Raw genomic sequence first — 19,921 nt, forward strand, 5'->3', positions numbered from 1 at the left:
TGCGTATCACTGAACTCGCCAACCGTGCAGAGGCGCTGCGGCTTGACCAGAGACCCACTGCTAACCCAGCGGACCCCGATCGACTTCGCCGCAGTGCTGGCGGCCGTCGTGTTTGGCGGGTGCAGGAGTGAGCGCGGCCGACTACTCCTCACTCACCCCACACCTGAACGAAATCGGCCGTATCGAGCACCGGTGCCTGGCGCGGTTCGTTGACCGGGGTGCCGAGGTACAGGTAGCCGATCACTTCTTCGTTGGCCGCCAGGCCCAGCCCTTGGTTGACGTGTTCGTCGAAGGCCAGCTCGCCAGTACGCCAGACCGCGCCAATGCCCTGGGCGTGGGCGGCGATGAGCATGCCGTGGGCGGCGCAGCCGGCGGCCAGGCGTTGCTCGGAGGCCGGCACTTTGGGGTGCTCGTGCAAGGTGGCGATCACCACCACCAGCAACGGCGCGCGCAGCGGCATGGCGCGGGCCTTTTCGAGTTTGGCCGGGTGCTCTTCACCTTTGGCCTGCAAGGCCTCGGCGAACAACGCACCGAGGGTGTCGCGGCCCTTGCCTTCGATGCTCAGAAAGCGCCAGGGGCGCAGTTGGCCGTGGTCAGGCGCGCGCAGCGCGGCCTGGTACAGCGCTTCGCGCTGGGCGTCGTTGGGGGCGGGGTCGGTCAGGCGTGCCACGGACACACGGTTGAGCAAAGCATCGAGAGCCTCCACGGGCTACCCTCCAGGCTGATAAAGGTAGGGGCATTCTGCACCATGCGCCGCCCACGTGCAGCGGCGCCGTTTACTTCGATTCCTCCGCAGGTAGAATGGCGCCCTTTCCGCGTCCAGTCAGAGCACATCACATGGCGTTGCCGACCCTGCGCATCCTCGGTTTCATCATCGGCATCTTCCTCATCACCCTGGCGGTCAGCATGACTGTGCCGATGGCCACCCTGGTGCTGTTCGAGCGTACCGAAGACCTGCCCTCGTTTCTCTGGTCGAGCCTGATCACCTTCGGCGCGGGCCTGGCCCTGGTGCTGCCGGGCAGACCCGAACACGTGCACCTGCGCCCGCGCGACATGTACCTGCTGACGGTCAGCAGCTGGGTGGTGGTGTGCATCTTCGCCGCACTGCCCTTTCTGCTGACCCAGCACATCAGCTACACCAACGCCTTCTTCGAAAGCATGTCGGGCATCACGGCCACCGGCGCCACGGTGCTCAGCGGTCTCGACCATCTGTCGCCGGGCATTCTCATGTGGCGCTCGATGCTGCACTGGCTGGGCGGTATCGGCTTCATCGCCATGGCCGTGGCCATTCTGCCGCTGCTGCGTATCGGCGGCATGCGCCTGTTCCAGACCGAATCCTCCGACCGCTCAGAGAAAGTCATGCCGCGCTCGCACATGGTCGCCAAGTCCATCGTGCTGGTGTACGTCGGCATTACCGTGCTCGGCAGCCTGGCGTTCTGGTGGGCCGGCATGAGCCTGTTCGATGGGATCAACCATGCGATGTCGGCGATCTCCACCGGCGGCTTCTCCACATCCGACCTGTCCCTGGCCAAATGGGACATACCGGCCGTGCACTGGGTGGCGGTGGTGGTGATGATCTGCGGCAGCCTGCCGTTCACCTTGTACGTGGCGACCTTGCGCGGCAATCGTGGGGCGCTGCTGCGTGACCAGCAGGTGCAGGGCTTGCTGGGCTTGCTGGTGGCGACCTGGATCGTGCTCGGTACCTGGTACTGGGCCACCACCGACCTGCACTGGCTCGATGCCCTGCGCCACGTGGCGCTGAACGTCACCTCGGTGGTCACCACCACCGGCTTTGCCCTGGGCGACTACAGCCTGTGGGGCAACTTTTCGCTGATGCTGTTCTTCTACCTGGGTTTCATCGGCGGTTGCTCAGGCTCGACTGCCGGCGGGATCAAGATTTTCCGCTTTCAGGTGGCCTACATTCTGCTCAAGGCCAACCTCAATCAGCTGATCCACCCGCGGGCGGTGATCAAACAGAAGTACAACGGCCACCGTCTGGATGAAGAAATCGTCCGCTCGATTCTGACCTTTTCGTTCTTCTTCGCCATCACCATCTGCGTCATCGCCCTGCTGCTGTCGCTGCTGGGGGTGGACTGGATGACTGCGCTGACCGGCGCCGCTGGTACGGTGTCAGGGGTCGGGCCGGGGCTGGGTGAGGTGATCGGCCCGGCGGGCAACTACGCCAGCCTGCCGGATGCCGCCAAGTGGATTCTGGCCGGCGGCATGCTGCTGGGCCGTCTGGAGATCATCACCGTGCTGGTGTTGTGCATGCCGGCGTTCTGGCGTCACTGACCCGCGCGCGGTATTCACTGGGGGTGACGTCGAACCAGCGGCGGAACGCCCGGTAGAAGTTGCTCGGATCGGCAAAGCCAAGCAGGTAGGCCGTTTCCAGCAAGGTGGTGCCGGGTTGCGCCAGGTACTGCTCGGCCAGCTCGCGGCGGGTGTCGTCGAGCAGCGCCTGGAAGCTGGTGCCCTCCTCCTGCAAGCGCCTCTGCAGCGTGCGCTGCGACAGATGCAGGGCCTGGGCCAAGGTTTCGCGTTTCGGTTCGCCTTGGGGCAGGATGCGACACAGCACCTGGCGCACCCTATGGGTGACGCGACTGCCGGAAAAGCGCGCCAGGTACTCGCCGGCGAAGCGATCGTGCAATAGGGCCATGGCCTCGTTGGCGGTGGGCAGCGGCAATTGCATGTCGATAGGGTCGAAGATCAGCGCATCGTGGGCGGCCCCGAACACCAGTGGGGCGTGGAACGCCGCCTTGTAGGGCTCGATGTCCTTGGGCTGCGCCCCTTGTATCAGCACCTGGCGCGGCTCGATCGGTCGGCCGCTGAGCCAGCGGCACAAGGCCAGGGCGCAGGCCAGCGACGCTTCGGCACTGTGCCGGGTGGGGATCAGATGATCGCCGTGCACGGTCAGCCTGAGCGCGTACCCCTGTGCGCCAAGGCTGAAGGTAAGGTCGGAGCTTTCGGCGATGATGCGCTGATAACGCACCAGACGCTCGAACCCCTCGGCCAGAGTCCGGCTGGACATCAACGCATAGCCGACCACGTGGAAGGAGGCCGGACGTACCACCCGAGCCATGTTCAGGCCAATGGCGGTATTGCCCGACAACTCCACCGCCAATTGCCACAGGCGGGTCATGTCATCCTGCGCGAAGCGCGCATCGGGGTCATCGAGGGCGGTAAAATCCAGGCCCAGCGTGCGAAACATGGCCGGACAGTCCAGCCCTTCCAACTCCAGTGCCTTGACGATGCCCGAAGCCCAACTGGCCGACGTGGTTCTTTCACTCATAAGCTACTGGCCGCGGTTGCGATGATTGCAAAGGATACTCAATTGGCGCTTATTGTCACTGGCCCCTTTGAACAATGACTCTAGACTGAATTTTCGGCGCCTGCCGCATGGACCAGGAGTGCACCGATGAACAAGGCCAAACGCTTTCAAAGCTTCAAAGAGTTCTATCCGTATTACCTCGACGAACACCGCGACCGAACCTGTCGGCGCCTGCACTTCGTCGGCACCACGCTGGTGATCGCCCTGCTCGCCTACGCCATCGGCAGTGGCAACTGGGCAGTTCTGCTGGCCGTGCCCCTGGCAGGCTATGGCTTCGCCTGGGCCGGGCACTTGTTCTTCGAAAAGAACCGCCCTGCCACATTCACCTATCCCTTTTATAGCCTGATCGCCGACTTCGCGATGTTCCGCGATATCCTGCGCGGCAAAGTCAGCCTGTAATCATCGATGCCATGACGCTTCACGCTTCCTGCGCAGTGGCTCAGTACCGCTGTGAACCCCTCGCGCAGGCGCACCGCCGCTTGCTGCAACAGTTCTATCGCATCCACGGTTCGGCCATGCGCCCATCAGGTGAGGCGCAGCTCTGGGTCGCGCGAAAGCCGCAGATCATTGCCGGACTCAGCCTTGCGCCGGTGGCCGATGGTCATTGGCTAACCGGGCTGTTCGTCGATCCTGCACACCGTGGACGAGGTATCGCAAGGGCGCTGGTCGACGCTGCACAGGCGCACGGACAAGGTCCGACCTGGCTATTCTGTGCACCCGATCTGCAGAGGTTCTATGAAGGCATGGGCTTTGCTGCGGCATGTGCGCTACCCGAAGCGCTCAACAACCGGCTGCAACGCTACCAACGCAGCAAGACGCTGGTAGCGTTGCATCGCCCAGGGCTGTGACCGGCGCGGTCACAGCCCTGGCTTAGCTCAATGCGCCGGACGTGGCGCTTGGGTTTCGGACTCGGCGTGTGCATCGCCCTCTTCGTCGACCTTGCGGGTATGGCCCAGCACAGTGACGTGCTCGGCGTCCTTGCCTTCGTCGAAGTCCTTTTCGCCTGGGTCCTTGCCTTCGGCCGACATGTGCTCGATCACCGCATTCATTTCCGCACCCAGCAGCAACACGGCGGAAGAAATGTAGAAGTACAGCAACAGCACGATGATCGCCCCGATGCTGCCGTACATGGCGTTGTAGTCTGCGAAGGTCTTGACGTAATAGGCAAAGCCCAGCGATGCGATGATCCACACCACCACGGCCAGTACCGAACCTGGGGTAATGAAGCGAAACTTCTGCTTCACATCCGGCATGACGTAATACATCACCGCCACGGCCATCATCATGAGCAGGATGATCACCGGCCAGCGCAGAATGGTCCACAACGTGACGATGAACTCCTGAATGCCCAGACGTGCTGCAATCCATTCCATCACCTGCGGCCCGAGCACCATCAACGCTGCAGTGGCAAGCAACATGCCCGCCAGCCCCACAGTGTAGAAGATCGACAGCGGAATACGCTTCCAGATCGGCCGTCCTTCGGGCACGTCATAGGCGGCGTTCATCGCGCTCATCATCAAGCGCACACCGGCCGAGGCCGTCCACAGGGCGATGACGATACCCACCGAGAGCAAGCCACCTTTGGATTGCTGAAGCTGGTCGATGACCGGGTTGATCGACTCCAGTGCCTGCGGCGGCAGCACCAGTTCGGTTTGCAGGCGCAGCCACGAGAAGAAGTCCGGCAAGTGCAGGAAACCGATCAGGGCGATCAGGAACAGCAGGAAGGGGAACAGCGAGAACAGCATCTGATAGGCCAACGCCGAGGCGTAGGTCGGCATTTCGTCGTCGAGAAATTCATTGACCGTACGAATCAGCACGCGGTGCAGAGGCAGGCCTTGCAGGACGGGGAAAATCATAGCGTCTCCTTTCGTCGCTTGATCATCATGGGGCAGACCCACCGGATGGCCTGGTAATAGGTAACAGGGCAATAGACAGCGCGCAGGCTATAAGTGCTCAGCCCAATGCTACGCCGCTTTAGGACAGATACGAACAAGGGCCGCGATGCGGCCCTTGTTCAGTGAAGACTACGACGCTTACTTCTTCACGGCGTCCTTGACGTCGCCGACGACTTTCTGCGCCTTGCCCTTGGTTTCCTGGGCAACGCCTTCAGCCTTGGTCTTGTCGTTGCCGGTCACTTCGCCAACGCCCTGTTTGACTTTGCCTGCAACTTCGTTCGCCGTGCCTTTGATTTTGTCACCAGTACCGCTCATGGCAGATCTCCTGAACATAAAGACACGCTCACCGTGTCGACAATCAGTGGACTTGGCCGCGTTTGCAAAGGTTTCATGTTTTTTTGCCCCGCTTTGCGAGCGGTTGTTTCAGACCGTTGCAACGCCGCTTGCCGCGTCCGCGCCAGCCCCGCACAATGCCGGCTTTTTGAAGCGTCAACCCGCAGGAACATGCATGAAACTCGATAAACCCGCTGCCATCGAACGCCGCAATGCCGAGCTGACCCGCCCGGTGCTGACCCGCGACAACACCCTGTTCGCCATGCTCGACGGCAAACGCAACCTCTGGTGGTTCGAAGTGCCTGTGGCGCTGTTGCGCAAAGGCCAGCCTGACTGGGTCAATCTGCTGTTGCACACCCCCGAAGACGACACGCTGCAGCACCTGAAGGTGCCGATCAACTACCTGCGTGCGCACCTCGAGCAACTGGAAGTGCGCAAACCGGGCAAGCGTCGTTCGACCATCAGCCTGGCGCTGAGCGCCGATCGCGACTCCCGGCTACGTGACACTCGCCCCGGTGGCGAGCAACTGGACTTCAGCGGTTTCGTGCAGTCCTGAGTCAGACCTTCTCGATGCGATCGTCATGGATGACGATCAGGCCCTGCTTGAACAGTGCGCCGATGGCTTTCTTGAAGTTGCCCTTGCTGACGTTGAACAATTGACTGATCAGCTGAGGGTCGCTCTTGTCGCAGACCTCCAACCTGCCACCTGCAGCCTCCAGGCGCGCCATGATCTGCTCCTGCAGACCATCGGCCAGGGCCTGACCGACCGGCTGCAGGCTCAGGGCGATCTTGCCATCGCCGCGCAGTTCCTTGATGTAGCCCTGCTCGCGCATACCCGAACGGAGGAACTTGAACACCTCGTTCTTGTGGATCAGGCCCCAGTGACGATTGTTGATGATGGCCTTGAAACCCATCGGGGTTTCGCCGGCCACCAGCAGTTCCACGGCCTGACCGACCTGGTAACTGGCCGGGGCGGTGTCCAGGTAGCGATCCAGGCGCGCGGTGGCGGTGATGCGGCGGGTGCGTTTGTCGAGGTAGGCGTGCACTACGCAGTACTCGCCGATCTTCAGTGGTCGCGACTCTTCCGAGTAGGGCATCAGCAGGTCCTTGGGCAGGCCCCAGTCGAGGAAGATCCCCGCGCCGTTGATGTCCTTGACCTTGAGGCTGGCGAATTCACCCACCTGCACTTTCGGCTTTTCGGTGGTGGCGATCAGCTTGTCTTCGCTGTCCAGGTAGAGAAAGACATTGAGCCAGTCTTCCACTTCCGTGGGCGTGTCCTTGGGAATGTAGCGCCGAGGCAGGAGGATCTCGCCGTCCGCGCCGCCATCCAGGTACAGGCCAAAGTCGGTGTGTTTAACGATTTGCAAGCTGTTGAAGCGGCCAAGCAGAGCCATTTTTCGCTGATCCTCAAGACAAGGCGCTCATTCTAGCACCGCAACCCCCGGCCGCCGCCAATCAGCCATTGCACGGAACCTGCGAGCGGCCAGCACCTCTACCGCCCAAGTCAGCCATCGCAAGGATTGCCCCCATGCCTGAACGCCTGCGCACTCTACTGGTATCGCTGTTGTTGCTGCTGCTGTGCAGTGCGTGCACCCGCATCGACCTGGCCTACCGCAACCTCGACGTGCTGGTGCCGTGGTCGCTCGACAGCTACCTGAACATGAACCGCGAGCAAAAGCGCTGGTTCGATGAGCGGCTCAAGCAGCACCTGTCCTGGCACTGCCAGACGCAACTGCCGGGGTACCTGCAGTGGCTCGATCGCCTGCGGCAGATGGTCGCTGACGATCAGGTGACCGACCAGAAGCTGCGCCAACGCAGTGACGAAGCGCGCGAAGCCATCGCCCGGCTCAGTGAGGCCGTGACGCCTTCAGCCGTGGAACTGCTGCAGGGCATGAGCGACAGCCAGGTCGAAGACATGCGCAAAGCCTTCGCCGACGACATTCGCGAACGCACGGCCGAATATGTCGATACGCCCCTGGCCGAACAGGTGCAAAGCCGCGCGCAACGCATGCAAAAGCGTCTGAAGCCGTGGCTGGGGCCGCTAAACCCGGCGCAGCGGGCGCGGGTCAAACAATGGTCGCAGGCCCTGGGTGACCAGAACAGTCAATGGATCGCCAACCGTGAACACTGGCAGCAGCAACTGCTACGGGCGGTGCAGGACCGCCAGGGGGCTGACTTCCCCGCCCTCGTGGCACAGTTGCTGCAACACAAGGAAAGCCTGTGGACGCCGCAGTATCAGGCCGCTTTCGAGAACACCGAGCGCGAGGCGCGCAGCCTGATCGTCGATCTGGTGCAGCAAAGCACCCCGGCCCAGCGCCAACAATTGCAGAACAAGCTGGGCCAGGTGCGCCAGGACTTCAGCCAGCTCAAATGCCTGAAGTCCTGAGCGCCGGGGCGCCTCAACCGGCAGCCAGCGCCGCCGGTCGGGCCCGCCCGGGTTGCTGCTGCTCCAGCTGCATGCAGCACTCCAGGAACTGGAACATGCAGTCGTAGCTCTTGCAGATGGCCTTGCGCAGTTCCGTGCGCAGCGCCTGTGTCGGCTGCTCGCCGACCAGAGTGCAGATGATTTCCAGCGCTTCCCAAGGATGGGCATCGTCGTACTGGGCATGCATCTTCAGCCATTTCATGGCGCGCTTGCGCTGCTCTTCAGGGAAGCCCTCGGCATACACGCCATCGGCGCAAACCACCGCCGACCACTCGCCCGTGGCGCCCTCGATGGCATAGTTGGTGGCAGCCATGGCCACGGCCAGCGACTCGGTGGTGCAGACCCGCCAGCACCAGTCGTTGAGCGCATGCAACTGCGGGGGTACCTCCTGCTCCTGCAAGTCGTGCAGGTTCACGCCATGGGCCTGGCACCAGTTGACCCAGTAATCGGCATGGTTGAGCTCGACGCGAATATTGCGCATCAACCAGCGCCGCGCCAGGTCTTCCCCTGGGTGACGACCGTAGCGGGTCTTGCCCAGGTTGTGCGCCATGTACAGGGAAAACTGCTCGACCACCGGCCAGCCGCCGATAAGGAACTGGCGCACCGTGCTCGCGCGCAGACCGCCGTCGCGCAAACGCCGGTAGAACTCGTGCTCGACCACACGACGCTTGCTTTCCCGGCAGTCTTCGAGCAGTTGCTGGGCCCAGACTGGATAACTGGTAGGGTCCATCAATGGCCCGACCCGAACGAATCCGTCGATCACTTTCAGCTCCTTGGTTGCCAGAGGCATAGAGATACGCAGTTCAGCGCAACGTGCCGGGGGCACGCTGGATCGCCGGGCTGGCGATCTTGCGCTGACGCTGCAGCGTGTCGCAGGTGAACACCTGCGGCCGTTCGATCACATAACCCTGCGCGTAATCCACGCCGATGTCCTGCAACGCCTGCTCGATCAGCGGCGTTTCGACGAACTCGGCGATCGTACGTTTGCCCATCACATGGCCGATGTGGTTGATCACCTCCACCATAGCCCGGTTGATGGGATCATCAAGCATGTCCTTGACGAAGCTGCCGTCGATCTTGAGGAAATCCACCGGCAGGTGCTTGAGGTAGGCGAACGACGACATGCCGGCGCAGAAGTCATCCAGGGAAAACCGGCAGCCCAACCCCTTGAGCTCGTTGATGAAGCGGATCGCGCTACCCAGGTTGGTGATGGCGGTGGTTTCGGTTATTTCGAAGCAGATCATCCGTGGGGGGACGTGGTAATCGGCGAACAGCTGTTGCAGGTAGTCGAGAAACTGCTCATCGCCGATGCTCGAACCCGACAGATTGATCGCGCACATCGCCAACGGCTCCCTGGGCGTTGCAGCCATGCATTGCTGGATGACCTTGAACACGTTGAGCACAACCCAGCGATCCAGGGCGGTGATCAGGCCGTAGCGTTCAGCGGCCGGGATGAAGCTGTCCGGCAGAATCAGCCGCCCGCTTTCATCGCGCAGGCGCAAAAGGATTTCGATGTGGCCTGGGCCGTCGTCGGCCTTGAGCGGCGCGATTTCCTGGGCGTGGAGGATGAACCGGTTTTCTTCCAGGGCCACGTGCAGGCGCTGGATCCAGGCCATTTCGCCGAAACGCAGCGACAGTTCGGTGTCATCGGCGTGATAGACGTGCACGCGGTTGCGGCCCTTTTCCTTGGCCATGTAGCAGGCCATGTCGGCGGCGCGCAGCGACGCTTCGAGGGTGCCAGGCAAGGCTGTGAGGTGCACCAGGCCAATGCTGATGGTGGTCTGGAAGGCCCTGCCCTTCCAGACGAACTGCAGGCTCTGCACGGCCTGGCGCAGTTGTTCGGCAATACGCTCGGCATGCTCGGCCGGGCAGTTCTCCAGAAGAATGCCGAACTCGTCGCCGCCGAGCCGAGCCAAGGTGTCGCCGTCGCGCAGACCGGCCTGCAAGACCGCACAGATATGCCGCAACAGTTCGTCGCCCGCAGCGTGGCCGCTGGTGTCGTTGACCAGCTTGAACTGGTCGAGGTCGAGGAACATCAACGAATGGCGCCCATTGTGCCGAACCTGGGCATTGAGAATCTGCTCCAGGCGATATTCGAACTCGCGGCGGTTGGCCAGCCCGGTCAGGGCATCGTGGGTGGCCTGCCAGGACAGATTGGCGATGTACTGACGCTCCTGGGTCATGTCGTGCAGCACCAGCACGATGCCGCTGACCTGTGCGTCGGCGATGATCGGCGACCCGACCAAGTTCACCGAGACACTGCTGCCATCGAGCCGTTGCACCAGCCGGGCGTGCTCACCACCGGCGCGCAAGCTGCCACTGAGCACCTGCTCGACCAGACCGCGACTGTCGTGCGCGGCACTTTCATCGAGCAGGCTGAACAACGCCGCCAAGGGCAGGCCCTGGGCCTGCTCGGCCTGCCAATGGGTCAGCTGTTCGGCTGCCGGATTCATGTAGGTGATACCGCCCTCGACATCGGTGGTGATCACCGCATCACCGATCGAGGCCAGGGTGATCTGCGCACGCTCGCGCTCCAGCTCCAGGGCAGCGGCGATCATCTGCCGCTGGGTCAGCAGCTTGCTGGAGCGGCGCCAGGCCATGGTGATGAGAAACAGTGCGGTTACCAGGTTGGTGATCAGCAGGCCGCGCAAGAGCATGCGCGAGCCCTCGCCCAGGGCGTCGCTGAAGGCTTTCGCCGCCGGGGTGACGCCTTCGTTGAGGGCAACGATGCGGTTGCGCCAGTAGGCCTCCTGCTCGGCGCTGGGCGGGCCGTCGGCAAAGGCGCTGCGCATGTCTTGGGCCAGGGTGTCGAGCTGGCTGAGGTAGCGATCGCCGGTGTCCCAGTAGTCCACGGCACGCTGCATGTAGCTGATGCCGCTGAAGTACTGGTAGAACCAGATGATTCGGGTGACATCGTCAGGGTGGTTGCCGCCTTGCAGGATGCCTTCGCGGGCCGCCTTCAGATCAGGCGGCGAGAGGTCCAGCGCCGCGCGCATGGCGCGGTCGCCACGCGGCACCACGGTGGCCTGGCGGTAGCGTTGCAGGTGGTGCGGATCACGGGTTTCGACGTACAGGCTGAGGTAATAGATGGCGTCTTTCTGCGCCTTGGACCACAGGCTCTCACCGGCCACGTAGGCACGCATTGCCGACATCGCGTAGAGGCTGGCGCTACCCAGCAGCACCTGGAACACCACCACGGCGACGAACGGCCAGATGATGCTCAGCAATTTGCTTGCCCCCTGCGTGCGATTTCCTTGCATATCGCTTCCCACTGCGGCAGATAAGGCACGAAATTGGCCTGACATGGCACAGCGTAGGTCATTTGCCATCGAAGCGAGGGGGATTTTGCACAGGCCGCGCAGAACCCGGCGATACCGCTCAAGGCGCCCTAGGAGCAACCGTCAGCTCTGCTGCAGGTGCCCGTACAGCTTGGCGTAGAGCCCGCCGTCAGCGATCAGTTGCTGGTGGGCGCCGTCCTCGGCTACCCGCCCGCCGTCGAACACCAGCACCCGGTCGGCCTGTTTCACCGCCGACAACCGGTGGGCAATGATCAGCGTGGTGCGACCTCTGAGGAACTGGGCCATGGCCAGGTGCAGGTTGTACTCGGTGGCCGCATCCAGTGCCGACGTGGCTTCGTCGAGAATCACCACTTTCGGTTGTGCAAGGATCATCCGGGCAATGGCCAGGCGTTGGCGCTGCCCGCCAGACAAACGCACCCCCGAACGCCCGACCACGCTGTCCAGGCCAGCAGGCAAATCGGCGATGGTGGTGTCGAGCTGTGCGATATGCAGGGCCTGCCAGCAGTCCTGGTCGGTGCATTCGCGGCCCATGGTCAGGTTGGCGCGCACGGTGTCGTTGAACAGTGACGGATGCTGCAAGACGACGGCGACGTTCTCGCGCAGGTTCTCCAGGCCGATTTCCTGCAGGCTGGCGCCGCCGAAGCGGATGGTCCCGGCCTGGGCGCTGTACAGCCCCAGCAGCAGTTGCACCAAGGTGCTCTTGCCGCCGCCACTGGCGCCGACGATGGCGACTTTCTCGCCCGCTGCGATGGACAGGTCGAGGTGATCGAGCACTGGCTCGTCGGCGTAGGCAAAGCGCAGGTCACGCACCTCGATACCTACTGTGTCGCGGTTGGCGAACGGGTCGCTGGCGGCGGCGTACTGCGGCTCGTCAGCCCGCGCCAACAGCTCGTTGACCCGGCCCAGCGCGCCGTCGGCCGCGTAATAGGCGTATTGCAGATTGAGCAATTGCTCGACCGGCCCGATCATGAACCACAGGTAGCTGAATACCGCCAGCATCTGGCCGATGGACAGGTCGGAAAACACGACGGTAAGCATGGCTGCGGCGCGGAAGATGTCGATCCCGAACTGGAACAGCAGGCCGCTGGCGCGTCCACTGGCATCGCTTTTCCATTGCGAGGCGCTGGCGAAATCCCGCACTTCCCGAGCGCGCACACCCAGGCGACCGAGGAAATAGCCCTGGCGGTTGCCCGCGCGGATTTCCTGAATGCCTTCGAGGGTTTCGGCCAGCGCTTGGGTGAAGCGTCCGGTGCTGTCGTTCTCCAGGCGCTTGAGGTGCTTGACGCGTTTGCCCAATTGCACGGTGAGGTAGATCACCAAGGGGTTGAACAGCAGAATCAGCAGCGCCAGTTGCCACTGCATCCACACCAGGATGGCGGCGATACCGACCAACGTGACGGTGGCGACGAGGAAACGGCTGAGGGTTTCGCCGACGAACTTGTCGAGCGTGTCCAGATCGGTCACCAGGTGCGTGGTGACCGTGCCGCTGCCCAGGCTCTCGTATTCCTTGAGCGAAATACGCTTGAGCCGTTCGATCAGGCGGATGCGCAGACGATAGACGATGTCTTTGGCCAGCCCGGCGAACAGCTTGGCCTGCAGGACGTTGCAGGCCAGCGCGCCCAGACGCAGAACGCAGGTCAGCAACAGCATCAGACCGATGTAGCCAGCCGCCACTTGCCAACTGCTGGGCAGCAGTCGATTCATCCACTGCAGCGCGGCATCGCCGTTGTGCAGCAAGACTTCATCGACCAGCAATGGCAGCAGCAGCGGGATCGGCACGCTGCAACAGGCCGCCAGCACGGCGACCAGGTTGGCGGTCCACAGGCGCCTGCGCCGCAGCAAGGCAAGACGGCGAATTTCCTTCCAGCTCAGACGGTCGCTGGCCGGCGCTGCCGGGGGCAAGGACTCGGGCGAGCCAGGCAGGTCAAGCACAGGCGGCCTGCTGCAGCCAACGGGTCAACAGCGGGGCCAGTTGTTCAAGGGGCTGATAGCCGTTGGTCAGCAGGGCCAGTTGGCCATTGCGCTCGGCCAGCAACGTGGGAAAACCGGCGATGCCCAGGCCCTGCACCCAGGCGAAGTCGGCCTCGGTAGCAGTACGGCTGGCATCGCTGTTGAACGTCTCGGCGAAGCCGCTGCGCTCGAGCCCGACCTGTTCGGCCAGCTCGACCAGTTGCGGGGCGCGGGTGATGTCCTGGCCCTGCTGATAGAACGCCTGCTGCATCGCCGCCAGCAGCGGCCAGACACGACCGGGATCGATCTGGCGGGCAGCGACCAGCGCGCGGCAGGCCGGCTCGGTGTCGTAGACGAAGCCGTCGGGCATGGCGCCGTCGAAGCGGAACATCTGCCCGGTGGCGTCACTTACCGCCTGCCAGTGCTCAAGGATATAGGCGCGGGTGGCGCCATCGAGTGCACCTGCACCGCGGCGCAGGCCACCCGGCACGATGTGCGTCGGCACGCCTGCCGCCTCGGCCTGGGCGATCAGCGTCTGGGCCACCGGGGCGAAGCCCCAGCACCAGGAACACATCGGGTCCATTACGTAGAGCAGGCGTGCAGTCATGGTTCAGGCCTCGGCTTTGTAGTTGAATCCGATCGGGTGCGGCAGGTTGCGGGCCTTGGCCAGTTCGATCTGCTTTTGCCGATCGATGGCGCTGCGCCGGGTTTTCTCGCTCAGGGTGTCCCAGCAATGCGGGCAGCTGACGCCCGGTGAGTAATGCGGGGACTCACGGTCGGCAGCGTCGATGGGATGACGGCAGGCGTGACACTGATCGTATTCGCCTTCGCTGAGGTCGTGACGCACCGTCACGCGGTTGTCGAAGACGAAGCAGTCGCCCTGCCACAGGCTGTCCTCCTGGGGCACCTCCTCGAAATACTTGAGGATGCCACCCTTGAGATGATAGACCGCTTCGAAGCCTTCGCCGAGCATGTAGCTGGAGGCCTTTTCACAGCGAATGCCGCCGGTGCAGAACATCGCTACTTTCTTGTGCTTGCTGGGGTCGAAGTGGGCCTTGATGTACTCGGGGAACTCGCGGAACGACTCGGTCTTGGGGTCGACCGCACCCTGGAAGGTGCCGATGGCCACTTCATAATCGTTGCGGGTGTCGATCAGCAGCACTTCCGGGTCGCTGATCAGCGCGTTCCAGTCCTTCGGTTCGACGTAGGTGCCGACCGTATGGTTGGGGTCGACGCCCGGCACCCCGAGCGTGACGATCTCTTTCTTGAGCTTGACCTTGGTGCGGTAGAACGGCTGCTCGTCGCAGTAGCTTTCCTTGTGGTCGATGTCCACCAGGCGCGGGTCGTTGCGCAACCAGGCGAGCAGGCCATCGATGCCTTCACGGCTGCCTGACACCGTACCGTTGATGCCCTCCAGGGCCAGCAGCAGCGTGCCTTTGACGCCATGCTGGTTCATGCAGGCCAGCAGCGGCTCGCGCAGCTCGAGGTAATCTTCCAGGGTGACGAACTTGTACAGCGCCGCCACGACGATAGCTTGGGACATGCTCTTGCTTCTCCAGGTGGTCACCCTCGTAAGGGGCGGACCGGATTGATGGAACGGGACACGTGAAAACGCCACCAGCGGGAGCTACCCGCTGGTGGCGTCGATAACGAAGGCGCGAATTTTAGGGGCTGTTCCCGTTTCATCGCAACCGCGCCGAGGCCTGTTTGTTTCGTCGTCTCCAGCGCAAGACTTGAACGCATCTTGCGAAAAAAACAGGCACGGCCCTTCGGGTTACGCGCCAAACTGCGCCACCCCGCGTTGAAGGACTTGAAAAGGGAACGACCCTTTCCTGCGTCCTTCGCCTTGGCTGGCACGATTTGGCGCGGTAACGCGGTTTGCGCTGAAACGGGAACAGCCCCTAGCAGAACAGCCCGCGTGAATCAGTGCCCGCCGCCGGCGCACACCGGCGAAGCCGGCGCTGCACCGACCCTGGCCCACTCCTCAGGGGTGTAGGTATGGATCGCCAGGGCGTGGATCTGACCCATCAGCTCGCCCATGGTGGCGTACACCTTCTGATGGCGCTTGACGCTGTTGAGGCCAGCGAACTGCTCGCTGACGATCACCGCCTTGTAGTGGGTTTCCTGGCCACGGCTGTGCATGTGGCTTTCGTCGAGCACATCAAGGTGCTGCGGGGCCAGCGCGGTCAGTTGCTGCTCGATGCGTTGCTGCATGCTCATCGCGCGTCACTCACTTCTTCGCAGGGGCTGCGGCCTTGCCGGCGTTGGGGTCGAGTTCCTTGGTCATGTCTTCGAGCAGCTTGTTCACGGTAGGCACCGCAGGCTCCAGGCTCTGCTGGGTCAGCTGCGCCGACTGCTGGGTGACCTTGGGCATTTCACGCAGCACTTTGCGGCCCAGGGGCGATTCGTAGAACTTGACCAGGTCCTTGAGTTCGGCCTCGGTGAAGGTGGCGGTGTAGAGGTTGACCATCTTCGGCTTGAGCTTGTTCCAGCCGATGGCGTTGTCCAGCGCTGCGTTGGCCTTGGCCTGGTAGCTGTCGAGCACCGACTTCTTGGAGGCAGGCGCCTTGGTCTGCTCGAAGCGCTGCGCGAACATCTGCTGGACCTGCATGTACACCGGGGTGCCGAGCTTGTCGGCATTGGCCAGGGTCAGGAATTTCTCGGCAGCCGCGTTGTGGCTGGGCGTGGCAGCGAGTACCTGGCCACTGACACAAACCAGGGCGACGGCGGCACAGAGGGCGCGGAGACGGGTCATCGCATTTCCTTCAATTGGACGGGGGTAAAAAGCAGAGCATTCTGCGCCGCGAACGGCACGCTGCTCAAGTGGGACGAACAGCGATTGAACCGCTCATTCGACAGAGGGCCTAAACTGCGGCTTCGCACGACAAAGGAGTGAACGCAGCATGAGCCGTATCGAGACAGACAGCCTTGGCCAGGTCGAAGTTCCTGAGCAGGCCTACTGGGGCGCGCAGACCCAGCGCTCACTGATCAATTTCGCCATTGGTCAGCAGCGCATGCCGCGTGAGGTGATCCACGCCCTGGCGCTGATCAAGAAGGCCGCCGCGCGGGTCAATGACCGCAACGGCGACCTGCCAGCCGACATCGCTCGCCTGATCGAACAAGCCGCCGACGAAGTGCTGGCCGGCAAGCACGACGATCAGTTCCCCCTGGTGGTGTGGCAGACCGGCAGCGGCACGCAGAGCAACATGAACGTCAACGAGGTGATTGCCGGACGCGCCAACGAGCTGGCCGGCAATCCCCGCGGCGGCAAGAGCCCGGTGCACCCCAACGATCACGTCAACCGTTCGCAGAGTTCCAACGACTGCTTCCCCACCGCCATGCACATCGCCACGGCCCAGGCGGTGTATGGCCGCCTGCTGCCGGCGATCGCCGAGCTGTCGGCAGGCCTGGCCGAGCAATCGGCGCGCCATCATGACCTGGTCAAGACCGGCCGCACGCACATGATGGACGCCACGCCGATCACCTTCGGCCAGGAGCTGTCGGCTTTCGTCGCCCAGCTCGACTACGCCCAGGCGGCGATCCGCGCCAGCCTGCCGCCAGTGTGCGAACTGGCCCAGGGTGGCACGGCCGTGGGCACCGGGCTCAATGCCCCGCAAGGCTTCGCCGAGGCCATCGCCGCCGAACTGGCGGCGCTGTCCGGATTGCCATTCGTCAGTGCGCCGAACAAGTTCGCTGCGCTGGCCGGGCATGAACCGCTGACCAGCCTGGCCGGCGGCCTGAAGACCTTGGCCGTGGCGTTGATGAAGATCGCCAACGACCTGCGCCTGCTCGGTTCCGGTCCCCGTGGCGGTCTGGCCGAAGTGCGCCTGCCGGCCAACGAGCCAGGCAGCTCGATCATGCCGGGCAAGGTCAATCCGACCCAGTGCGAGGCGTTGTCGATGCTCGCCTGCCAGGTGTTGGGCAACGACGCCACCATCGGCTTCGCTGCAAGCCAGGGGCACTTGCAGTTGAACGTGTTCAAGCCGGTGATCATTCACAACCTGTTGCAGTCGATCGAACTGCTGGCCGACGGCGCACGCAACTTCCAGCAGCACTGCATCGCAGGGATGGAGCCTGATGCCGAGCAGATGGCCGCGCACCTGGAGCGTGGGCTGATGCTGGTGACGGCGCTGAACCCACACATCGGCTACGACAAGTCGGCGGAAATCGCCAAGAAGGCCTACGCCGAGGGCCTGACCTTGCGCGAAGCGGCGCTGGCCCTGGGCTATCTGAGCGACGCGCAGTTCGATGAATGGGTCAAGCCGCAGAACATGCTTGCCCCTGGCGGCAAGGGCTGAGTGGGCCGGGCGGCCGTCTGGCCGCCCGCCTCCACCGTCAAGGCCGCGCCATCCGCACCCGGCGCGCTCGCCAGCCTGCAACCAGCGAAGGTCCCAGGGCCACCAGCGCCGAACCTGCCACCACCGTGATCGCACCCAGATAGCCCAGCGCGTTGAGCTGTTCGCTGTGCACATAGGCCGGCCACAGCTGCGCCGCAGCGGCCACCGCCAGCAACGTCACCAGTGGCGTCAGCGCCAGGGTCGCGCTGACCCGCGACGCCTGCCAATGGGCCAGGGCCTCGGCGAAGGCGCCATACGCGACCAGGGTATTCAGGCAACAGGCCAGTAGCAGCCACTTTTGCAAAGTGTCGAGCTGCAGCACCTCGAGCGGGTGCGCCCAAGGCGTAAGCAAGGCCGCGCAGCCCAGGTAGATCACCAGCATCACCTGCTGGGAATTCCACACGGTCAGCAGCTGCTTTTGGCTCAGGGCGTAGAACACCCAGATGCTGGTGGCCAGAAGGTTAGTCAGCACCCCACGGGTGTAGACCCCGAGCGAGGTCAGCAGCTCGTCCAGGCGCTGATTGAAGAACAGCCCGAATCCGCCCAGCAGAATCACCAGGCCCAGCACCTGGCCGACACTGAAGCGCTCCTTGAACACGAACACGCTGGCCACCAGCAACAGCACCGGACCGATCTGCACCACCAACTGCGCGGTGCCGGGGCTGAGCAGGTTGAGGCCCACCAGGTACAGCACGTAGTTGCCCAACAGGCCGAAGATCGCCAGGCCCACCAGGCCCAGCCGCCGACGCCCCAGGCCCTGGAAACTGGGCAACCGACGCTTGGCTGTCAGCCATAGCAACAACAGGCCGCCGGAGACCAGCAAGCGGTACCAGGTGACGGTGATGGGGTCCATGACGGTCAGCACCTGCTTGAGCTTGATCGGCAGGATGCCCCACAGCAGCACGGTCAACAGCGCCAGGAACAGGCCGTGCAGCCAACGGCCCGAGGTGATGTGCATGGTGGCCTCGATGGGAAATGTGAGCGGGATGAGTCAGCAGTTTACGCTTGGGTGGTGGGGGCTGGGTGGAGGGTTGGCTGGAAATTAATTCGCCTTGTTAGTCCTTTGGGGCATGGAGATGGGGTGGGCGCGATGCTCAGGTGAAACCCAGTGAACGATTTGGGTGCTTTCACGGGCCTGGTTTCGCCTAGCGTGAACTGCCCCCCAAAAGTCGGTCGCCGCCAGGCGAAACCTGCGATGTGACAGGTGCATCAGCATCGATGTCGATCTACCGATCTACCGATCTACCGATCTACCGATCAATTTTGAGCGGGTGAGCCTAGGGATATTCAGGTGTTTCCGGGTGGAGGGCCAACGCTATGACCTGTAGAGATTCGTTGGCTTTAGGACCGCTGTTTCGCCTTGCGGCGACATCCTTTTGACGCGGCAAAAGGATGCAAAACCGCCGTGCTCCACTAGCCGGCCCTGCACTGCGCTGCGCTCCGTTCCGGGTCCCCTGCGCTCCGGTGCTCTACGGGGCGCCGCGGGCAAGGGTTGCTGCGCAACCCTAACACCTCGCGTCCTCGGCTACGCCTCGGGTGCGCTAAAGCGCACGCCCCTTCGAACACCTACGCTCCGGCCGGCTACAGTCGCGATCTGTGTCGCCTGGATGATTGATGTACAAGAGCCTTTGCGCGCCTGGGCCATCGCAGCTGTCGCTGGCGATAAACTAGTTCTGGCGTCGATGCCGATCACGAAACTGAGCGGCTGCGGCCAGGCATATTTGAGTCGTGAACTTATCGAAATCTTCCTGACCAACCGCAGCAGCATCGGCAAAGCGCTTTTTGTACACAGATCGCTCAGACAACACCGATCGCGACTGTAGCCGGCCGGAGAGGAGGCACTCGTAGGGCCGTGCGCGCAGCGCACCCGAGGCGTAGCCGAGGACGCGAGGTGTTAGGGTTGCGCAGCAACCCTTGTCCGCGCTGGCCCGGAGAGTGCCGGAACGCAGGGAACCCGGAACGGAGCGCAGCGTAGTGAAGGGCCGGCTAGTGGAGCACAGGGTTTTCCCCCCTTTTCCCCAAAAAGGGGGTCGCCGCAAGGCGAAACCTGCGATGTGACAGGCGCATCAGCTTCGATGCCATCTACAGATCAGCACAAAACTGAACCGCTACGACCATGGATGTCTTGGTGGTGCTGGGCATGGAGACGGCGCTATAGCCCTGGAGTTTTGTTGGCTTCAAGACCGCTGTTTCGCCTGCGGCGACATCCTTTTGCGCAGGTCCGTCCCACGGGCAAGAGGATGCAAAACCGCCATGCTCCACTAGCCGGCCCTGCACTACGCTTCACTCTGCCCGGCTACAGTCGCGATCGGCGGCGCCTGGGACATTGATGTACGACAAGCGAGCCAAAAGCT

19 protein-coding genes are annotated in these 19,921 nt (G+C 63.2%); 6 read left to right on the forward strand and 13 right to left on the reverse strand.

The window, feature by feature from the left end; all coding sequences use genetic code 11:
- Nucleotides 1–148 precede the first annotated feature (148 nt).
- Nucleotides 149–706, reverse strand: a complete 558-nt coding sequence (locus LK03_RS21120) for an NAD(P)H nitroreductase (protein WP_038414469.1) — start codon at nt 704–706, stop codon at nt 149–151.
- A 131-nt stretch (nt 707–837) separates the two neighbouring features.
- On the opposite strand from LK03_RS21120, the gene LK03_RS21125 reads away from it, so the two are divergent.
- The gene (locus LK03_RS21125) at nt 838–2,292 is read left to right on the forward strand and encodes a TrkH family potassium uptake protein (RefSeq protein WP_038414470.1); all 1,455 of its coding nucleotides are present in this window, start codon (nt 838–840) and stop codon (nt 2,290–2,292) included.
- Here the strand turns inward: LK03_RS21125 and LK03_RS21130 are convergent.
- Nucleotides 2,249–3,289: an AraC family transcriptional regulator gene (locus LK03_RS21130; protein WP_038414471.1), complete on the reverse strand. Its 1,041-nt coding sequence runs from the start codon at nt 3,287–3,289 to the stop codon at nt 2,249–2,251. The two genes, LK03_RS21125 and LK03_RS21130, sit on opposite strands and share 44 nt — an antisense overlap.
- 126 nt (nt 3,290–3,415) lie before the next feature.
- Here LK03_RS21130 and LK03_RS21135 point away from each other — a divergent pair, with 126 nt between their 5' ends.
- Nucleotides 3,416–3,727, forward strand: a complete 312-nt coding sequence (locus LK03_RS21135) for a DUF962 domain-containing protein (RefSeq protein ID WP_038414472.1) — start codon at nt 3,416–3,418, stop codon at nt 3,725–3,727.
- A gap of 11 nt (nt 3,728–3,738) precedes the next feature.
- Nucleotides 3,739–4,176, forward strand: a complete 438-nt coding sequence (locus tag LK03_RS21140) for a GNAT family N-acetyltransferase (RefSeq protein ID WP_049870590.1) — start codon at nt 3,739–3,741, stop codon at nt 4,174–4,176.
- A 27-nt stretch (nt 4,177–4,203) separates the two neighbouring features.
- On the opposite strand, the gene LK03_RS21145 is transcribed toward LK03_RS21140, so the two are convergent.
- Together LK03_RS21145 and LK03_RS22105 are read right to left on the reverse strand one after the other, a co-directional pair.
- Nucleotides 4,204–5,184: a YihY/virulence factor BrkB family protein gene (locus tag LK03_RS21145; RefSeq protein WP_038414474.1), complete on the reverse strand. Its 981-nt coding sequence runs from the start codon at nt 5,182–5,184 to the stop codon at nt 4,204–4,206.
- 177 nt (nt 5,185–5,361) lie between these two features.
- Entirely contained in the window at nt 5,362–5,538 is a 177-nt protein-coding gene (locus LK03_RS22105) for a CsbD family protein (RefSeq protein WP_081951657.1), read from the reverse strand.
- 193 nt (nt 5,539–5,731) lie between these two features.
- Between LK03_RS22105 and LK03_RS21150 the strand changes: the two genes are divergently transcribed.
- Entirely contained in the window at nt 5,732–6,112 is a 381-nt protein-coding gene (locus tag LK03_RS21150; protein WP_038414475.1) for a hypothetical protein, read from the forward strand.
- 1 nt (nt 6,113) lies between these two features.
- On the opposite strand, the gene LK03_RS21155 is transcribed toward LK03_RS21150, so the two are convergent.
- Nucleotides 6,114–6,950, reverse strand: a complete 837-nt coding sequence (locus LK03_RS21155; protein ID WP_038414476.1) for a CvfB family protein — start codon at nt 6,948–6,950, stop codon at nt 6,114–6,116.
- A 134-nt stretch (nt 6,951–7,084) separates the two neighbouring features.
- Here LK03_RS21155 and LK03_RS21160 point away from each other — a divergent pair, with 134 nt between their 5' ends.
- Nucleotides 7,085–7,942 (forward strand): DUF6279 family lipoprotein, encoded by an 858-nt coding sequence (locus tag LK03_RS21160; protein WP_038414477.1) that lies wholly within the window; start codon nt 7,085–7,087, stop codon nt 7,940–7,942.
- A 13-nt stretch (nt 7,943–7,955) separates the two neighbouring features.
- Here the strand turns inward: LK03_RS21160 and LK03_RS21165 are convergent, their stop codons facing one another.
- The 7 genes from LK03_RS21165 to LK03_RS21195 all read right to left on the reverse strand — a co-directional run bounded on the left by LK03_RS21165 (nt 7,956) and on the right by LK03_RS21195 (nt 15,985).
- The gene (locus LK03_RS21165; protein ID WP_038414881.1) at nt 7,956–8,744 is read right to left on the reverse strand and encodes a TenA family transcriptional regulator; all 789 of its coding nucleotides are present in this window, start codon (nt 8,742–8,744) and stop codon (nt 7,956–7,958) included.
- 40 nt (nt 8,745–8,784) lie between these two features.
- Entirely contained in the window at nt 8,785–11,241 is a 2,457-nt protein-coding gene (locus tag LK03_RS21170; RefSeq protein WP_038414478.1) for an EAL domain-containing protein, read from the reverse strand.
- Between the two features lie 141 nt (nt 11,242–11,382).
- Nucleotides 11,383–13,212 (reverse strand): ABC transporter ATP-binding protein, encoded by a 1,830-nt coding sequence (locus LK03_RS21175; protein ID WP_038414479.1) that lies wholly within the window; start codon nt 13,210–13,212, stop codon nt 11,383–11,385.
- Nucleotides 13,205–13,837: a DsbA family protein gene (locus LK03_RS21180; protein ID WP_038414480.1), complete on the reverse strand. Its 633-nt coding sequence runs from the start codon at nt 13,835–13,837 to the stop codon at nt 13,205–13,207. Before LK03_RS21180 ends, LK03_RS21175 begins: the two co-directional genes overlap by 8 nt.
- A gap of 3 nt (nt 13,838–13,840) precedes the next feature.
- Complete coding sequence (locus tag LK03_RS21185; protein WP_038414481.1) at nt 13,841–14,773, reverse strand: rhodanese-related sulfurtransferase; 933 nt, start codon at nt 14,771–14,773, stop codon at nt 13,841–13,843.
- 380 nt (nt 14,774–15,153) lie between these two features.
- Nucleotides 15,154–15,450, reverse strand: coding sequence for a BolA family protein (locus LK03_RS21190; RefSeq protein ID WP_038414482.1), 297 nt, complete (start codon nt 15,448–15,450; stop codon nt 15,154–15,156).
- A gap of 10 nt (nt 15,451–15,460) precedes the next feature.
- Entirely contained in the window at nt 15,461–15,985 is a 525-nt protein-coding gene (locus tag LK03_RS21195; protein WP_028694837.1) for a DUF2059 domain-containing protein, read from the reverse strand.
- Between the two features lie 148 nt (nt 15,986–16,133).
- Here LK03_RS21195 and LK03_RS21200 point away from each other — a divergent pair, with 148 nt between their 5' ends.
- Nucleotides 16,134–17,528 carry a class II fumarate hydratase gene (locus LK03_RS21200; RefSeq protein WP_038414483.1) on the forward strand — a complete coding sequence of 465 codons (1,395 nt, stop codon included), beginning with the start codon at nt 16,134–16,136 and terminating at the stop codon, nt 17,526–17,528.
- Between the two features lie 37 nt (nt 17,529–17,565).
- Here LK03_RS21200 and LK03_RS21205 read toward each other — a convergent pair whose 3' ends face one another.
- Nucleotides 17,566–18,525, reverse strand: a complete 960-nt coding sequence (locus tag LK03_RS21205; protein WP_038414484.1) for a DMT family transporter — start codon at nt 18,523–18,525, stop codon at nt 17,566–17,568.
- Nucleotides 18,526–19,921 lie beyond the last annotated feature (1,396 nt).

The sequence above is a fragment of the Pseudomonas cremoricolorata genome (genome assembly GCF_000759535.1).
Lineage (GTDB): Bacteria > Pseudomonadota > Gammaproteobacteria > Pseudomonadales > Pseudomonadaceae > Aquipseudomonas > Aquipseudomonas cremoricolorata_A.

What these genes read in the sequence shown, in the direction of transcription:
- LK03_RS21160 (WP_038414477.1), top strand. Translation starts at nt 7,085, where the DNA reads ATGCCTGAACGCCTGCGCACTCTACTGGTATCGCTGTTGTTGCTGCTG.
- LK03_RS21205 (WP_038414484.1), bottom strand. Translation starts at nt 18,525, where the DNA reads ATGCACATCACCTCGGGCCGTTGGCTGCACGGCCTGTTCCTGGCGCTG.
- LK03_RS21125 (WP_038414470.1), top strand. Translation starts at nt 838, where the DNA reads ATGGCGTTGCCGACCCTGCGCATCCTCGGTTTCATCATCGGCATCTTC.
- LK03_RS21170 (WP_038414478.1), bottom strand. Translation starts at nt 11,241, where the DNA reads ATGCAAGGAAATCGCACGCAGGGGGCAAGCAAATTGCTGAGCATCATC.
- LK03_RS21195 (WP_028694837.1), bottom strand. Translation starts at nt 15,985, where the DNA reads ATGACCCGTCTCCGCGCCCTCTGTGCCGCCGTCGCCCTGGTTTGTGTC.
- LK03_RS22105 (WP_081951657.1), bottom strand. Translation starts at nt 5,538, where the DNA reads ATGAGCGGTACTGGTGACAAAATCAAAGGCACGGCGAACGAAGTTGCA.
- LK03_RS21200 (WP_038414483.1), top strand. Translation starts at nt 16,134, where the DNA reads ATGAGCCGTATCGAGACAGACAGCCTTGGCCAGGTCGAAGTTCCTGAG.
- LK03_RS21150 (WP_038414475.1), top strand. Translation starts at nt 5,732, where the DNA reads ATGAAACTCGATAAACCCGCTGCCATCGAACGCCGCAATGCCGAGCTG.
- LK03_RS21190 (WP_038414482.1), bottom strand. Translation starts at nt 15,450, where the DNA reads ATGAGCATGCAGCAACGCATCGAGCAGCAACTGACCGCGCTGGCCCCG.
- LK03_RS21155 (WP_038414476.1), bottom strand. Translation starts at nt 6,950, where the DNA reads ATGGCTCTGCTTGGCCGCTTCAACAGCTTGCAAATCGTTAAACACACC.
- LK03_RS21135 (WP_038414472.1), top strand. Translation starts at nt 3,416, where the DNA reads ATGAACAAGGCCAAACGCTTTCAAAGCTTCAAAGAGTTCTATCCGTAT.
- LK03_RS21145 (WP_038414474.1), bottom strand. Translation starts at nt 5,184, where the DNA reads ATGATTTTCCCCGTCCTGCAAGGCCTGCCTCTGCACCGCGTGCTGATT.
- LK03_RS21130 (WP_038414471.1), bottom strand. Translation starts at nt 3,289, where the DNA reads ATGAGTGAAAGAACCACGTCGGCCAGTTGGGCTTCGGGCATCGTCAAG.
- LK03_RS21180 (WP_038414480.1), bottom strand. Translation starts at nt 13,837, where the DNA reads ATGACTGCACGCCTGCTCTACGTAATGGACCCGATGTGTTCCTGGTGC.
- LK03_RS21140 (WP_049870590.1), top strand. Translation starts at nt 3,739, where the DNA reads ATGACGCTTCACGCTTCCTGCGCAGTGGCTCAGTACCGCTGTGAACCC.
- LK03_RS21185 (WP_038414481.1), bottom strand. Translation starts at nt 14,773, where the DNA reads ATGTCCCAAGCTATCGTCGTGGCGGCGCTGTACAAGTTCGTCACCCTG.